The organism is Pseudomonas sp. KBW05 (genome assembly GCF_003852405.1).
Lineage (GTDB): Bacteria > Pseudomonadota > Gammaproteobacteria > Pseudomonadales > Pseudomonadaceae > Aquipseudomonas.
Window position 1 is genome coordinate 1 of sequence record NZ_QAJM01000034.1, and the last position, 15,132, is coordinate 15,132.

Below are 15,132 nucleotides of genomic sequence, written 5' to 3' on the forward strand. Positions count from 1 at the left end.
GGCATGGATTTGGGGGGCCTAGGCGAGGAACGGAGTGTTGGGGCAAGAGCCCTTCGGTTACTTTGGGGCTTTTTTCCAAAGTGGTCCGCCGTAAGGGCGGAACCATAGGTGGCCGTTACCTAAACAACGGATATGTACTCACTCCAAAAAACCCAAGCTCAAGCCGCCGAAAGCGTCACCCAATACCCACTCAAATGCCCCCTAACAACCACCGGATAAGTCCCCACCAACATATTCAACGCACGCTGCGTATCACCAACCGGAAACGCCCCAGAAATAAGCAAATCCGCAATCGCTGGATCACACCGCACAACGCCGCGTCGGTAGCGGGCCAGTTCCGCAACAAAGTCCGCGAGGCGCATCTTGTCCGCCATCAACATCCCTTGCGTCCAAGCCCCAACATTCCGGTCAACAACCTCAACCCCACCAAACGTCTGCGCAGAAAAATCCGTACGCTGCCCCGCATTAACCACCAACGGCGCACCCTGCCGATTCTTAGCCAACACCACTTTCACCGCCCCCTCAAGCACCGCCAGATAAGTACGCGAACCCAGTTCGCGCACGGTAAAGCGCGTCCCCAACGCCTGCATATGCCCCTGGCGCGTACTCACCAGAAACGGCCGCGCAGCATCCGCCGCCGTCTGCACCAGGATCTCCCCCTCACGCAAATGCACCAGCCGCTGCTGGCTATCGAAGCGCACATCGATGGCCGTATCGGTGTTGAGCGTAATGCGCGAACCATCGGCCAGCACCAGCTCACGACGCTCGCCGACATGGGTGCGGTAATCCGCCGTCCACTGCTGCGACTGCGCCAGCTTCCAACCGCCCCAACCAACCGGCATCACTGCCAGCAACAACGCCAGCTTGCCCAGCGCCGCGCGGCGTTCAGGATGACTTGGGCGATCCAGCGCCGACATCGCCAGGGCCGGCGGCAAACCGCCGAGCTTGCTTTGCAGCAACTGCGCCCGGGCCCAGGCGCGGTCGCGTTCGGGGGTGCTGACCTTCCAGCGCTCCCATTCGGCGCGTTCGTTGGCGCTCAGGTCGCTTTCGCTCAGGCGCATCAACCATTCGGCGGCTTCTTCGAGGACGTCAGCGGGCAGCGGCGGCTCCTTGCGCAGGCTGAGCATTCATTCCACCAGCATCAGGCACTGCACAAACGCCTGTTTCATGTAGCGTTTGACGGTGATCAGCGATACGCCCAGTTGCGTGGCGATGTCGTCGTATTTGAGGCCGTTGAGTTGCGAAAGCAGGAACGCACGCTTGACCAGGGGCGGCAGCGCGTCGAGCATCGCGTCGATTTCGTGCAGGGTCTCCAGCACCATGAAGTGGGTTTCGGCCGACGGCGCTTCTTGCCGCGGCGCACTGGCCAGGGCTTCCAGGTAGGCGCGTTCCAGCGCCTTGCGCTGGTACCAATTGACCAGGATGCCCTTGGCCACGCAGGTCAGGTAGGCCCGTGGCTGGTCGATCACCGTGACCTGGGAGGCGAGGATGCGGGTGAAGGTGTCCTGGGCCAGGTCCGCCGCATCCATGGCATTGCCGAGTTTGCGTTTGAGCGTGGCGTACAGCCAGCCGTGATGGCCGCTGTACAGCGCCTCGATTGCGCGCAGGTGCTGGGTGTTATCGGCTTCGAGGATTTCGCTCATGACGCGCAACCGTGCAATTGAGAAGTATTCCCAATGCTAAGGGACAACCCTGCGTGAGCGCAACGCGAGAATCGCAAGCAGCGCCAGCACGTAGGCCACGCAGACGAACAGGTAGGTGTACGCCAGCCCATACACCTGGCTGAGCAACCCGCCGAGCGAGATACCGGCAATCGAGGCGAATTGCGCCGTGCCCTGGGCGATCCCCAGCACGTGGCCCTGGCTTGCGCTGTCGGCGGTCTTGGAAATCAGCGCCATCAGCACCGGTGTCGTGGCGCCGAGCAACACGCCCCACACCAGGTAGCCAAGGGCAAACACCAGCGGGTTGCGGGTGATGCCGGCCAGGGCGGTGAGGGCGATGCACCCGAGCACCACCCAGGCGATGCGCCGCAGCGAGTCGGCTTGGGTGCGGCCTTCGAAGTGCCGCGCCCACGCCGTCGCGGACAGGATGAAACCCAGCGCGAGCAAGCCGTAGCAAAGGCCGACCCAGGCGTTGCTGACGTTGAACGTGCTGCTCACATACAGCGCGAACGAGGTCTGCGGCAGCAGCCGCGCCAACAGCAGAATGCCCATCACCGCCAACAGCGGCAGCAGTGCCGAACCGCGCCACACCACGGCGCTGGAGGTGGTCACGGTTTTCTGCTGCGGCGGCACATCGGGCAAGGTCAACGCGGCAATCACCGTACACACCGCGCAGAGTGCGGCAGCGCTGAGGTTGATCCAGAAAAACGTCGCGTGATCGAGGATCAAGCCGCCGAGCACCGCGCCCAGCAGCGAGCCGACGTTGGTGGAAATCTGCAACAGCGCAAACAGGCGTGCGCGCCGCGCCGGCACTTCGATGCTCACCCCATACGCCTGGGCCGGGGCGATATAGCCGGCGCACGCGCCCTGCAAAAAACGCAGCAGCAGGATCGCCCAGATATCGCTGACCAATGCCAACGCCAACTGGGTCAGGGTCAGGCCGACCAAGGCGCGGATCATCATCAGCTTGTGCCCATGACGGTCGCCGATACGCCCCCAGAACGCGCTGGTCAGCAGGATGCCAAGCATCGGCCCGACGTACACGGCGATGCTTGCTACGCTGAACAGCGCATCGGAGTCGGTCAGCCCACGTAGGTGCACCGGCCAGAACGGTCCGCTCATTTCCATTGCGCCCATGGACACGAGCTGGATCGCGAACAGCAGGGAAATCAGGACGCGGGTCGGTGGCATGGCTCAGTCTCGGTTTTCAAAAAAATGTACGGGGGGCTGATACTTTTTCGCCGGTCGGCTGGCATCAGGAGTAATTCTCATCCGATGCAAGGACCCCGACGTCATGCCCGTTGCCAGCCGGTTAACATTCGCCATCCGTACTGCCCTGTTGTTAGCCGCCGCCAGCGGCAACGCCTGGGCCGCCACCGCCGAGTCGCACGACGACAGCGCGCAGAGCCTGACCCTTGACGCGACGAACGTCAACGCCGTCTACAGCGGCCCCACGACCTTGCCCGAGGTGTTCGCCGGTGGCCAGGTGGCCCGTGGTGCGCGCCTGGGCATGCTGGGCAACAAGGACGTGATGGACACCCCGTTCAGCGTCACCAGCTACACCGCCAAGACCCTCGCCGACCTGCAAACCGTGACCGTCGCCGATGCGTTGGAGCGCGATCCTTCGGTGCGTTCCACCGGGCAGTCGGGCGGGATTGTCGATTCGTTTTTCGTGCGCGGTTTCGCGATTGGCGAGGGCAACCTCGGTGAGTTGGCGTTCGACGGCGTGTACGGCGTGGCGCCCAACTACCGCGCGTTTACCGAGTACGCCGAGCGCATCGAAGTGCTCAAGGGCCCGGGTGCGCTGGTGTACGGCATCTCGCCCAACAGTGGCGTGGGCGGGGTGATCAATATCGTGCCCAAGCGCCCGCTGGATGAGGATTTGACGCGCTTTACCGGCAGCTATGCGTCCGACAGCCAGGTCGGCGGCCACCTCGATATCAGCCGCCGTTTCGGTGATGAAAACCAGTTTGGCGTGCGCTTCAACGGCAGTCTGCAGGGTGGCGACACGGCCGTGGACAACCAGAGCCGCGACGTCGGCATCGGTGCCATCGCCCTGGATTATCGCGGCGAGCGCCTGCGTTTGAACCTTGACTACATCAGCCAGAAGGAAAGCTGGGAGGGCGCCTCGCGACCCTTCACCATCCAACCGGGCGTGCAGGTGCCGTCGGCGCCGAATGGCCGCACCAGCCTGCCGCAGCAGTGGGGTTGGTCGGACACCAAGGAGCAGTCGCTGCTGCTCGGCGGCGAATATGACCTGAACGACAACCTCACGGTGTTCGCCCATGCCGGTGGCGGGCGCTCGGATGTGAAGCGCATGTCCGACCAGGTGCCGCGCATTCTCAATGACGCCGGCGACACCAGCAACACACCGGGCTACTACAAATTCAACGTCGACCGCTCGACCGCCGACGTGGGCGCGCGCGGGCTCTTTGCCACCGGCCCGGTGACGCACACCACCACGCTGATGGCGACCCGTTACACGGATGAATTGTCGCGGGGCATCAACAACGGCACGCTGATCCGTTCCAACATCTACCACCCGGTGGACACGCCCAAGCAGTACATCAACACGCCGAAGGTGCTGCGCATTTCCGAAACAGAACTGTCCGGCATCGCATTGACCGACACCCTGGGCATCCTCGACGACCGCATCCAACTGACCCTCGGCATGCGCCACCAAGCCATCGAGTCGCGTAACTACAACGCCACCGGCGGCGTCAGTGCGCGGTATGACGCCAGCGCCAACACGCCGTTGCTCGGTGTAGTGGTCAAGCCCTGGGAGGACGTGTCGCTGTACTACAACTATGTCGAGGGCTTGAGCAAAGGCGACGCGGCACCCGGCACGGCGAGCAATGCCGGGGAAACCTTCGCGCCCTACGAGTCCAAGCAACACGAACTCGGCGTGAAGTACGAACACGGCACCTTCATGACCACGGTGGCGTTGTTCCAGATCGAAAAACCCAGCGGCGAAACCGGGGCCAACGGCGTGTATTCGGTGCAGGCCGAACAGCGCAACCGGGGTGTCGAGCTGAGCATGTTTGGCGAAGTGGCCCCCGGCACCCGCCTGATGGGCGGCGTGACCTTCCTCGATGGCGAGCTGACTAAATCCGCCACCGCCGCCAACCGTGGCAACAAGCCGGTGGGCGTGCCGGATATCCAGGCCAACCTCTGGGCCGAGTGGGACACCCCGGGGCTGGAAGGCTTTACCCTCACCGGCGGTGCGATCTACACCGACCGCCAGTACGTCGACCAGGCCAATACCCAGCAGCTGGATTCATGGACGCGCATCGATGCGGGCGCGCGCTATGCGACAAAGATCGACGGGCGACCAACGACCTTCCGCGCCACGGTGCAGAACGTGTTTGATCGCGAATACTGGTCGGGCGTGGCCTCGTACGGCGCGTTTTCGCCGGGCTATCCGCGCACGTTGCAGTTGTCGGCCAGCGTGGATTTTTGAGACAAATCTGCGGCGTAGATGTCGATATCAGACGCATTCGTGCCGCTCACAGGCTATTTTCGGTCCAGCCGGCCCGCGTAAGGTGACTCATCATTAAGAAATGATGATCGCCTGACTCTTCAGTCAGTACGCCTTACGTCGATCACCGAGAATAAAAACAACGATGAATAGCCTGAACACCAAGGATTCCAACGGACAGTTGGCGCAGGGCTTCAAGCCGCGCCACGTCACCATGCTCTCCATCGCCGGGATTATCGGCGCGGGGTTGTTTGTCGGTTCCGGGCACGCGATTGCGGCGGCGGGGCCGGCGGTGATGTTGGCCTATCTGTTTTCCGGGCTGCTGGTGGTGCTGGTCATGCGCATGCTTGGCGAGATGGCGGTAGCCAACCCGGACACCGGCTCGTTTTCGACCTATGCCGACCAGGCCATCGGCCGCTGGGCCGGCTTCACCATCGGCTGGTTGTACTGGTGGTTCTGGGTGTTGGTGATCCCCATCGAAGCCCTGGCCGCCGGGCATATCCTCAACCAGTGGTTCCCGCAGATCGACGCTTGGCTCTTTGCCTTGTTGTCGATCTTTTTGTTGGTGGTGACCAATCTGTTCAGCGTGTCCAAGTACGGTGAATTCGAGTTCTGGTTCGCCATGGCCAAGGTGGTGGCGATCATCGGTTTCATTGGCTTGGGCTTTGCCGTGCTGATGGGCTGGATTCCCGAGCGCGAGGCCAGCGGGCTCAGCACCTTGATGGCGGAACACGGCGGTTTTGCGCCGAATGGGCTGTCGGCGGTGGTCGGCGCGTTCATTACCATCATGTTCAGTTTTATCGGCACCGAAGCCGTGACCATCGCCGCCGCCGAGTCGAGCAACCCGGCGCAGAACATCGCGCGGGCGACCCGTTCGGTGATGTGGCGCATCGGCGTGTTCTACGTGTTGTCGATCTTTGTGGTGATCTCCGTGGTGCCGTGGGATGACCCGCTGCTGGCCTCGGTGGGCTCCTATCAGCGCGCCCTGGAACTGATGAACATTCCCCATGCCAAGCTGCTGGTGGATATCGTGGTGTTGATCGCCGTGGCCAGTTGCATGAACTCCTCGATCTACATCGCCTCGCGCATGCTGTTTTCCCTGGGCAAGCGCGGTGATGCGCCCGCCCTGATGAAAAAGACCTCGGCCGCCAGCGTGCCACGGGGTGCGGTGATCGCCAGTACGGTGCTGGGAGCGGGCGTGACCTTGCTCAGCTACTTCATGCCGGCGGGGCTGTTCCAGTTTTTGCTCGCCAGCTCCGGCGCGATTGCCTTGCTGGTGTACCTGGTGATTGCGGTTTCGCAACTGCGGATGCGCAAGGTGTTGCTGCGCCGCAACGTCACGCTGACGTTCAAGATGTGGCTGTTTCCCTGGCTGACCTGGTTGGTCATCGCTTTCATCTGTAGTGCGTTGACGGTGATGATGGTGACACCCGCGCATCGCTTCGAGGTGTCATCCACCCTCGTGCTGGCCTTGCTGATTGCCCTGGTCGGCTTGATCACCGCGCGGCATCCCGAGCCCCAACCACAGGCCGTGCCCGCAGCTACCCAGCCATGACCGCGCGGCCGATCAACAGCCTGGTGTTCCTGCTGTTGGACCAGTTCACGCTGATCTCCTTGGCGTCGGCCCTGGAACCGCTGCGCATGGCCAACCAACTGGCCGGCCAGGAGCTGTACCGCTGGCACACGGCAAGCCTGGATGGCAACCCGGTGTGGGCCAGCGACGGTGTGCCCATCACCCCGGACGGTTCGATCAATAGCGTGCCGGTGGCGGACAGCGTGATCGTGTGCGGCGGTATCGGTATCCAAGGCACCGTCACCGGCGAGTTGGTCAAGTGGCTGCGCACCCAGGCGCGTTATTCGAAACGTCTCGGCGGCATCTGTACCGGCAGTTGGGTGCTGGCGCGGGCCGGCTTGCTTGATGGTTATGAATGCAGCGTGCATTGGGAATGGCTGGCCGCCATGCAGGAAGCCTTCCCACGGGTGACGCTCAGCACCAGCCTGTTCACCCTCGACCGCGACCGCCTCACCAGCTCCGGCGGCACGGCGCCGCTGGACATGATGCTGCACCTGATCGGCCGTGATCACGGGCATGAACTGTCCGCCGCGATTTCGGACATGTTTGTCTACGAGCGTATCCGCAACGAGCAGGATCATCAGCGCGTGCCCCTCAAGCACATGCTCGGCACGCAGCAACCCAAGTTGCAGGACATCGTCGCGTTGATGGAGGCCAACCTGGAAGAACCGATCAACCTCGATGAACTGGCCGCCTACGTGGCGTTGTCACGGCGCCAGCTTGAGCGGATGTTCCAGAAGTACCTGCACTGTTCGCCTTCGCGGTACTACCTCAGATTAAGGCTGATCCGCGCGCGGCAGTTGCTCAAGCAGACGCCGATTTCCATCGTCGAACTGGCCGTGCTCTGTGGGTTTGTGTACACGCCGCACTTCTCCAAATGCTACCGCGAGTACTTCGGCGTGCCGCCCAGCGACGAGCGCTCAGCCATCGACAGCGAGCGCTCCATCGTGGTCAAACCGATCATTCACACCGCGCCTGCGCCCATGCCGATCAACGTGCTGGAGCAGGCGCGGGGCGAGTCGACGTTTGCCAGTATCAAGAACCTGCGTTCGGGGGGACGTTGAGACTGACAGCTCAGTACTTCCAGCTCACCGAAGCCGTCACGTTGCGCGGTGCGCCGTAGTTGGTGGAACCGGCGGCCTGGTACAGCGACAGCAGGTACTTCTGGTCGGTGACGTTGTTCAGGTTCAGCGCCGTGCTCCAGTGGTCGTCGAAGTCGTAGCTGGCCATCAGGTCCACCAGGGCATAGGCGCTTTGTTGCACGCGGCTGTTGCTGTCGACCTGGGTTGAGCTTTGCCATTGCACGCGGCTGCCGATCTTGGCTTGGGGCAGGCCGGGCAGGCGGTAGGTCAGGCTGCCGCGCACGCTGTGGCTGGGCACGTATTGGCGCGCCTTGTCGCCGTGGTTGTCTTCGATGTGCACGTAGGTGTAGCCGCCGGCGAGGGTCAGGCCGGGCAGGGCTTCGCCGTTGGCTTGCAACTCGACGCCACGGCTTTTGTAGTCGACGCCGCGGTACACGTACTGGCCGCCGACAATTTGCCCGGTGGCTTCGGCAACGTTTTGTTGTTCGGTCTTGAACAGCGCGGCGGTGACGCCCAGGCGTTCGTCGAGCAGGCGGCCCTTCACGCCGACTTCCATGCTTTTGCCTTCCAGCGGCTCGATGATGCCGCCGGCGGTGCTGCGCAGGTATTGCGGTTTGAAGATTTCGGTCCAGCTGGTGTACAGGCTCCACTGCGGGTTCAGGTCGTAGACCAGGCCGGTGTAGGGCGTGACTTTGCCGTGCACCCGCGTGTTGTGGGGCGAGCCGTAGCCCATGCCGTCGCCATCGGCGCTGAGCATGCGCGCACCGGCGATCCAGTGCAGGTCGTCGGTGAGGCTGAAGCGTGCGCCGGCGAACAGGCTTTTCTGGCGGTCGGTGAACAGCTGGGTGTTGAGGTCGTCGGTGTAGTTCATCGGCGGCTCCACCACGTTACCGGCCAGCACGTCGGCAAGGCTTTCCACCTGGCTGCCGGATGCGCTGTTGTAGTGACCGCGTTCCCTGTGGTGCAGGCGCCCGTAGTTGGCGCCGAGGGTCAGTTCATGTTCGCGGCCGAGGAAGTTGAACGGGCCGGACAGCTGACCTTCGGCGGCCACCTGGTGCTCGGTGCTCTTGGTGCGGTTGATGTAGGCGATCACGCTGTCGGCGGTCAGCGGGATGGCGTAGAGCATTTTTGTGTCGGAGTGCTGGCTCATCCCGGAGACGGTGAGGGTGCTGGTCCAGCCGTTGTCGAAGGCGTGGGTCAACTCGGCGAAGGCGCGTTGGGTCTGGATGTTCCAGTAGGTCCACGGCTGGCCGACGCTGGCACTGCGGTCGCTGTAGTGGATGCGGTTGCCGGCGTAGTCGGCGATGGGCAGGCCGCCCCAGGTGCTGCCGTTGGAATAGCTGTCCTGCTGGGAAAAACCGACGGTCAGGGTGTCGGCGTCGGACAGGTCGAAGGCCAGCAAACCGGCGGTCACGTTGACTTCGTGGCTGTACTGATCGAGGTACGAGTTGCCCTTGTCGTGGGAGGTGATAAAGCGCCCGCGCACGTTGCCGCTGTCGGTCAGCGGGCCGGAGACGTCCAGGCCCAGGCGGCGGTTGTCCCAGGAACCGGCGCTGGCGTCGATCTTGGCCTGGAAGGTGTCGGTGGGGCGCTTGCGCACCAGGTTGACGGTGGCCGAGGGGTCGCCCGCGCCGCTCATCAAGCCATTGGCGCCGTGCAGTACATCGACCTGTTCGAACTCGGTCATGTCCTGTTCGCCCACCAGCACACCGCCGGAGAACGGCAGGCCCATGCCGTCGAATTCGAAGTTTTCAATCTTGAAGCCGCGGGACGTGAAGGCGGTGCGGTCGGTTTCAAACTGTTCGACGGTGACTGAGGGGGCGCTGCGCAGGGCTTCCTTCACGCTGTTGAGCTTGAAGTCGTCCAATTGCTCACGCGTTACCACCGTGATGGCTTGCGGGGTTTGCTTGTCGGTCAGGCCCAGGCGTGTGGTGGTGGACTTTGGCTTGCCCAGATAACCGACACTTGGGCCGCCGTCTTGTCCGGCGTAGTCCTGCACATGGATTGCCGGCAAAGTCATGCCGTCTACCTGGCGCGGCACGGGCACCAGGTAAACCGTGACCGCATCGGTGCGGGCAAAGCTGTAGCCGCTGCCTTTGAGCAGTTCGGTCAGGGCCTGTTCCGGCGCGTACACACCCACCACCGCCGAGCTGCGCAGGGCGCCGTCGAGGTTGCCGTCGAGCAGCACGTTCTGCCCGGATTGCTGGCTGAAGATCAACAAGGCCTGGCGCAGTTGCTGGGCCGGAATGTTCAGCGCCAGTGTGTCCACCGAGGGGCTCGCTGCCGTGGCGGCATAGGCCGGGACTGTCGCCATGAGCAGGCTGCAGGCGAGGGCGGCGGCGCGCCAGTGCACGGTGGGTTGGGGTTGCTTTGCCATTCAGGTGGTTCCCTATGAGGTCGCGCTATCAATCCCTTTACGACGGATGAAGCGTGGCGATACCTGATGGCGATGTGAATTATTTGCGATTAGGCCGGTTGGATCAGGGTGACCAGGTCGGTGTAGTGGGTCACGCGCACGGCCAGGGCCTTTGCCAATACGTCGAGCATCTGCTCGGGACGGTTGAGGTTGAGGATCAGGCTGACACGGCGCGCGGCCAGTTGTGGGTCGGGGATAAAGATCTTGCCTGCACGCCAGTGCTGCAATTGGTTGACCACGCTGAGCAGCGGCGTGTCGAAGAACACCAGGCGGCCGTTGCGCCAGGCCAGGACCTGCTCCAGCTCGGCGCGTTGGATCGCGCCGGTGTGGGTGGCGCTGAAGCGCAGGGACAGGCCTTCGCCGAGGTCGGTCTGCTGGCTGGGCGTGATCACGCGCGCCGTGTGCCGGCTCACGCTCAGCAGCGCGCTGGCGCCGTCGCACGCCAGGCAGAACTCAGCGTCACTGGCCAACACCCGGCCCGCCTGGGTTTGCACGACAAACTCGGCGGCCTTGGGCTGCACCTGGAAAAACGCCTCGCCCTGCAACAGCTCCACCGCACGCCGCGTCGCGGAAAAATCCAGGTTCAGCGCGCTATTGCCTGCCAGTTCAACGCTGGAACCATCCGGCAGTTGCACCGTGCGCCGCTCGCCCACGGCGGTGCGCACGTCGGCAAACGGTGCGCCGATGCCCTTGAACCACAGGGTGCCGGCGCTGGCCGCCACCACCGCAACACTGGCCGCCACCCCCAGCCCGACAAAGCGCCGCCGGGACAGCTGGGGGGCGTGCACCTTGGGCGGCGCCAACAAAGCGGTCGCCGCCCACAACTGCTCCAGGTGGGCATACGCCTGGGCATTGCGCGGGTCGGCGGCGAGCCAGTGGGCCAGTGCCTCGCGCTCAGCCGGGGTCGGCGTGCCGGCCTGGACCAGGGCAAACCACTCGCTGGCCTGGTGACTGGCGTCATCCGGGCGGGCGGGGGTGGAGACGAGGCGCGGCGGTTCAACACTCATGGGTCATCAATTCAACGAGGGCAGGGCAGGCGGCGCAGTATAAGTGAAGGGGCTCACTCGGGCATGCCCAGCTTCAACAAATCCAGGGCGCGCACCATGCGGCTGTAGGCGGTTTTCGGCGAGATGCCGAGGCGTTCGCCGATCTGCACGTAGGTCAGGCCTTCGACGCGCACCAGCAGGAATATTTCGCGGCAGGGCGCGGGCATGTTCTGGATCACGTCGTTGAGGGTGGCCAGTTGCTGATGGGCGATGGCGGCTTGCTCCAGCGTCGGGCTGGGTTGCTCCAGCGCGCCGGGCGCCTGCTGGTCCAGCGGCTCGCCCTTGCGGTGTTCCTGGCGGCGGGTGTGGTCGATGAACAGGTTGCGCGCGGCCGAGAACAGGTAGGCGCGGAAATTGTCGATGCGCGTGCGGCCCATCTGTTCCGACAGGCGGATGAACGCATCCTGCGTCAGGTCGGCTGCGGTTTCCTTGCAGCGTAAACGGCGGTCCAGGTAAGCCTGGATTTCGCCGCGATGGGCGAGGTACAACGCCTTGAGATCTGAGCCGGACATAACGCCACCTGACAGCCATGGGAGCAAGCGCGGCGGAATATAACAAACGAGAATGATTGTTAATAGCGGCGCGAGGGTTTTTTCGCCATCGCGCCGTGGGCTCAGTTGTAGAGAGGCGGTTAGATCGCTTGCGGTTTGAAGTCGCTGGCGGCGACCGGCATCACGCCTTGCATCAGCGCGACGGATTTCTCCAGGCCTTCGAGGCTGTTGAGCAGCACGTCTTCGTGCTCGATGGACAACCAGCCGTCGTAGCCGGCCATTTTCAGGCGGTAGCAGAACTGGCGCCACCACTGTTCGCCATGGCCGAAACCCAGGGTGATGTAGGACCAGCTGCGCGCCGACACGTCCATCAGCGAGCCGTTTTCCAGCAGTGAATCCACCGCCTGCACGGGCGCGTTGAGCAGCGTGTCCTTGGCGTGCACGTGGTACAGCGCATCGCCGAGGGCATCGGCAGCGGCCAGTGGATCGGCACCCATCCAGAACAGGTGCGAGGGGTCGAGGTTGGCACCGATCACCGGGCCGATGGCGTCGCGCAGCTTGAGCAGCGAGCGCACGTTGTACACGCACTGGTTGCCGTGCAATTCGAGGGCGATGCGCTCCACGCCATGGGCCTTGGCTAGGCCTGCGATCTCGCTCCAGAACGGCAGCAGGCGTTCTTCCCATTGGTAGCGCAGCATGGTTTGCGTCTCTGGTGGCCACGAGGCGACGACCCAGTTGGGCATGCGGTCGCCAGCCTGGCCTTCGGGCAGGCCGGACATGGTGCACACGGTCTTGATCCCCAGCTCACCGGCCAGGCGGATCGTGTCCTTGAGGCACTGGGCCTGTTCCGGCTGGGTCGGGTGCAGCGGGTTGCCGTTGGCGTTGAGGGCGATGATTTCCAGGTTGTGCTGTTCGAAGCTGCGGGTGAAATCGCGGCGTGCGGCGTTGCTGTCGAGCATCTGCTGCAGGTTGAAATGCGGCGCGGTGGACCAGCCCCCGGTGTTCACTTCCAGGCCCGACAGGCCCATGCGTTCAGCGTGCTTGAGCACATCGCCCAACGGCAGGTTGCCGAGGGTATCGGTGACAAATCCCAGTTTCATCGCGAAGCTCCTGACAGGTGTTGTGGTTGTTATGGGGCGATTATTCGCAGCGGTTCGCCTGCGTTCAAGCACGAGCAAGGGCCAAGGCTGATGGGAATTCCATCAAGTTGCACGGCACAAAGGGTTCTTCAAATACGGATCTACGGTTTATAAATGAGGGTATTCACATCATTCAGGATTGATCCGCCATGTCTCAACAAACCCCTGTGCAATTCTGGAAGGGCCCCACGGTGGAGCAGATCGCCAAGGTCGCCCGGGTCGGCGTCGCCACCGTGGACCGCGTGCTCAACCACCGTGCCGGGGTACGCGAACAGACGCGGCTCAAAGTGCTGGCGGCGCTGGACAAGCTCAGGCAAGACCTGGCCAACGGCACGGCCACCCTGCATATCAAGCTGTTCTGCGACTCGGGGGAAACCTTCAACACGACGCTGGCCGAGGCACAGGCGACGGTGAACAGCTCAACCCCCGGCGTGGTGGTTGACGGTCACTACGTGACCAGCGACAGCGTCGATCCAGCGGCATTCGCCGATCGTGTGCAGGCCGATGGCGCCACCGCCGACGGGGTGATTGTGGTCTGCCGTGAACACCCGGCGATCAACCGTGCCGTGCGCGCCTTGTGTCGCCGGGGAATACCCGTGGTCTGCCTCACCACCGACTTGCCCAACTCCGGGCGCAGCGCCTACGTGGGCAACGACCAATACGCCGCCGGCAGCGTCGCCGGGTTGCTGATCGGCAACGCGCTGGCGCGGCAGAAGGCGAAGATTTTGCTGGTCACCAGCATGGCGTTCCGTTGCCAGCAGGAGCGTGAGATGGGCTTTCGGCGGGTACTGCGCGCGGAGTTCCCACACCTGAAAATCGATGAGCGGATGGTGTCTGACGACCGTCCGCAGACCACTGCCGAACAGCTGATGCGCTACTTCGCCAAACACGACTACCCGGCGGCAATCTACAACGTCGCCGGGGCCAACCGTGGTGTGGCGCAGGCCATCGGCACCATCCCCGGCGAACAGCGGCCGGTGTTTGTCGGGCACGAGTTGACCGGTCACACCCGCGCGATGCTCGAATCCGGGGTGATGGACTACGTGGTGTCCCACGACTTTGTCGGCGAGGTGTCGGCCGCGGTGCGCTGGATTCGCGGGGCCCGGGAGGGCGCGCGGGCCGCACCGGCGTTCACCCGGGTGCTGGTGCATACGCGCTACAACTGTGATTGACGATAAAGACGTAAAAGTCCAGTATGGAATTATAAGTACAAAACAATTGCTGCAGCGTTTTCTTCTCTCTTGCCAAACCAACAATAACCCGCGAGAACCTCATCATGAAGAAACTCCCCCTCATCACCGCCCTGGCCTTGGGCCTGTTCGCTTCCAGCCACCTGCTGGCAGCCGAGAAAACCCTGCGCATCGGCATCGAAGCGGCTTACCCGCCGTTTGCGTCGAAGACCGAAAAAGGCGAGATCGTCGGCTTTGACTACGACATCGGCAATGCCCTGTGCGCGCAGATGAAGGTCAAGTGTGTGTGGGTCGAAGGTGAGTTCGACGGTCTGATTCCTTCCCTCAAGGTGAAGAAAATCGACCTGGCCCTGTCGTCCATGACCATCAACGAAGACCGCAAGAAGTCGGTGGATTTCACCCACAAGTACTACTTCACGTCCTCGCGCCTGGTGATGAAGGACGGCGCCGTGGTGGATGACCAATACGCCAGCCTCAAGGGCAAGACCGTCGGCGTGCAGCGCGCCACCACCACTGACCGCTATGCCACCGAGGTGTTTGAACCCAAGGGCATCACAGTCAAGCGCTACAGCAACAACGAAGAAATCTACATGGACCTGGCCGCCGGGCGCCTGGATGCGATCTTTGCCGATACCATCCCGCTGAATGACTTCCTGCAGATGCCACGGGGCAAGGGCTATGCGTTTGTCGGGCCGGAGCTGAAGGACCCGAAATACGTGGGCGAGGGTGCGGGGATCGCGGTGCGTAAGGGCAATGGTGAGTTGGTCGGCGAGTTGAACAAGGCGATTGATGGGATTCGGGCGAGTGGTGAGTACCAGAAGATTTCAGAGCAGTATTTCAAGTCTGACATCTACGGCGATTGATGCTGAGCTACCGATATCAAGGCAGCCTAGGTCCATGTGGGAGCTGGCTTGCCTGCGATGGCGGTGTGTCGGTGTGTCGGTGTACATATCCGTTATTTAGGTAACGGCCACCTAGGGTTTCGCTCTTACAGCGACTCACTTTTGGAGAGGCCCAAAAGTAAGCAAAAGGCCTTCGCCCCAACACTCGGTGCCT

General features: G+C 63.1%; 12 protein-coding genes. 5 read left to right on the forward strand and 7 right to left on the reverse strand.

Annotated elements, in window-relative coordinates; all coding sequences use genetic code 11:
• Positions 1 to 158 precede the first annotated feature (158 nt).
• Genes DBR46_RS25775 through DBR46_RS25785 form a run of 3 tightly spaced genes read right to left on the reverse strand, consistent with a single transcriptional unit; the run spans position 159 to position 2,852 of the window.
• Positions 159 to 1,127 (reverse strand): FecR domain-containing protein, encoded by a 969-nt coding sequence (locus DBR46_RS25775; protein WP_124528567.1) that lies wholly within the window; start codon positions 1,125 to 1,127, stop codon positions 159 to 161.
• Positions 1,128 to 1,643, reverse strand: a complete 516-nt coding sequence (locus DBR46_RS25780) for a sigma-70 family RNA polymerase sigma factor (RefSeq protein WP_124528569.1) — start codon at positions 1,641 to 1,643, stop codon at positions 1,128 to 1,130.
• A gap of 36 nt (positions 1,644 to 1,679) precedes the next feature.
• Entirely contained in the window at positions 1,680 to 2,852 is a 1,173-nt protein-coding gene (locus tag DBR46_RS25785; protein ID WP_124528570.1) for an MFS transporter, read from the reverse strand.
• A gap of 103 nt (positions 2,853 to 2,955) precedes the next feature.
• On the opposite strand from DBR46_RS25785, the gene DBR46_RS25790 reads away from it, so the two are divergent.
• From DBR46_RS25790 to DBR46_RS25800, 3 genes are all read left to right on the forward strand, one after another.
• Positions 2,956 to 5,121, forward strand: coding sequence for a TonB-dependent siderophore receptor (locus DBR46_RS25790; RefSeq protein ID WP_124528572.1), 2,166 nt, complete (start codon positions 2,956 to 2,958; stop codon positions 5,119 to 5,121).
• A gap of 163 nt (positions 5,122 to 5,284) precedes the next feature.
• Entirely contained in the window at positions 5,285 to 6,694 is a 1,410-nt protein-coding gene (gene gabP, locus DBR46_RS25795) for a GABA permease (RefSeq protein ID WP_124528574.1), read from the forward strand.
• Entirely contained in the window at positions 6,691 to 7,776 is a 1,086-nt protein-coding gene (locus DBR46_RS25800) for a GlxA family transcriptional regulator (RefSeq protein ID WP_124528576.1), read from the forward strand. Before gabP ends, DBR46_RS25800 begins: the two co-directional genes overlap by 4 nt.
• 10 nt (positions 7,777 to 7,786) lie before the next feature.
• Here the strand turns inward: DBR46_RS25800 and DBR46_RS25805 are convergent, their stop codons facing one another.
• The 4 genes from DBR46_RS25805 to DBR46_RS25820 all read right to left on the reverse strand — a co-directional run bounded on the left by DBR46_RS25805 (position 7,787) and on the right by DBR46_RS25820 (position 12,847).
• Positions 7,787 to 10,171 (reverse strand): TonB-dependent receptor, encoded by a 2,385-nt coding sequence (locus DBR46_RS25805; RefSeq protein WP_124528578.1) that lies wholly within the window; start codon positions 10,169 to 10,171, stop codon positions 7,787 to 7,789.
• Positions 10,172 to 10,260: 89 nt separating this feature from the next.
• The gene (locus DBR46_RS25810) at positions 10,261 to 11,217 is read right to left on the reverse strand and encodes a FecR domain-containing protein (protein WP_124528580.1); all 957 of its coding nucleotides are present in this window, start codon (positions 11,215 to 11,217) and stop codon (positions 10,261 to 10,263) included.
• Between the two features lie 53 nt (positions 11,218 to 11,270).
• On the reverse strand, positions 11,271 to 11,768 hold the full coding sequence (locus DBR46_RS25815) for an RNA polymerase sigma factor (RefSeq protein ID WP_124528582.1): 498 nt from the start codon (positions 11,766 to 11,768) through the stop codon (positions 11,271 to 11,273).
• Positions 11,769 to 11,887: 119 nt separating this feature from the next.
• Positions 11,888 to 12,847, reverse strand: a complete 960-nt coding sequence (locus DBR46_RS25820; protein ID WP_124528584.1) for a sugar phosphate isomerase/epimerase — start codon at positions 12,845 to 12,847, stop codon at positions 11,888 to 11,890.
• 188 nt (positions 12,848 to 13,035) lie between these two features.
• Between DBR46_RS25820 and DBR46_RS25825 the strand changes: the two genes are divergently transcribed.
• Both DBR46_RS25825 and DBR46_RS25830 read left to right on the forward strand, forming a co-directional pair.
• Positions 13,036 to 14,058: a LacI family DNA-binding transcriptional regulator gene (locus DBR46_RS25825; RefSeq protein ID WP_256659395.1), complete on the forward strand. Its 1,023-nt coding sequence runs from the start codon at positions 13,036 to 13,038 to the stop codon at positions 14,056 to 14,058.
• 104 nt (positions 14,059 to 14,162) lie between these two features.
• Complete coding sequence (locus DBR46_RS25830) at positions 14,163 to 14,939, forward strand: ABC transporter substrate-binding protein (protein ID WP_124528586.1); 777 nt, start codon at positions 14,163 to 14,165, stop codon at positions 14,937 to 14,939.
• Positions 14,940 to 15,132: the final 193 nt, after the last annotated feature.

Bases quoted from the DNA above. Each gene is read 5' to 3' on its own strand.
- DBR46_RS25775 (WP_124528567.1), bottom strand. From the start codon at position 1,127: ATGCTCAGCCTGCGCAAGGAGCCGCCGCTGCCCGCTGACGTCCTCGAA.
- DBR46_RS25780 (WP_124528569.1), bottom strand. From the start codon at position 1,643: ATGAGCGAAATCCTCGAAGCCGATAACACCCAGCACCTGCGCGCAATC.
- DBR46_RS25785 (WP_124528570.1), bottom strand. From the start codon at position 2,852: ATGCCACCGACCCGCGTCCTGATTTCCCTGCTGTTCGCGATCCAGCTC.
- DBR46_RS25790 (WP_124528572.1), top strand. From the start codon at position 2,956: ATGCCCGTTGCCAGCCGGTTAACATTCGCCATCCGTACTGCCCTGTTG.
- gabP (WP_124528574.1), top strand. From the start codon at position 5,285: ATGAATAGCCTGAACACCAAGGATTCCAACGGACAGTTGGCGCAGGGC.
- DBR46_RS25800 (WP_124528576.1), top strand. From the start codon at position 6,691: ATGACCGCGCGGCCGATCAACAGCCTGGTGTTCCTGCTGTTGGACCAG.
- DBR46_RS25805 (WP_124528578.1), bottom strand. From the start codon at position 10,171: ATGGCAAAGCAACCCCAACCCACCGTGCACTGGCGCGCCGCCGCCCTC.
- DBR46_RS25810 (WP_124528580.1), bottom strand. From the start codon at position 11,217: ATGAGTGTTGAACCGCCGCGCCTCGTCTCCACCCCCGCCCGCCCGGAT.
- DBR46_RS25815 (WP_124528582.1), bottom strand. From the start codon at position 11,768: ATGTCCGGCTCAGATCTCAAGGCGTTGTACCTCGCCCATCGCGGCGAA.
- DBR46_RS25820 (WP_124528584.1), bottom strand. From the start codon at position 12,847: ATGAAACTGGGATTTGTCACCGATACCCTCGGCAACCTGCCGTTGGGC.
- DBR46_RS25825 (WP_256659395.1), top strand. From the start codon at position 13,036: ATGTCTCAACAAACCCCTGTGCAATTCTGGAAGGGCCCCACGGTGGAG.
- DBR46_RS25830 (WP_124528586.1), top strand. From the start codon at position 14,163: ATGAAGAAACTCCCCCTCATCACCGCCCTGGCCTTGGGCCTGTTCGCT.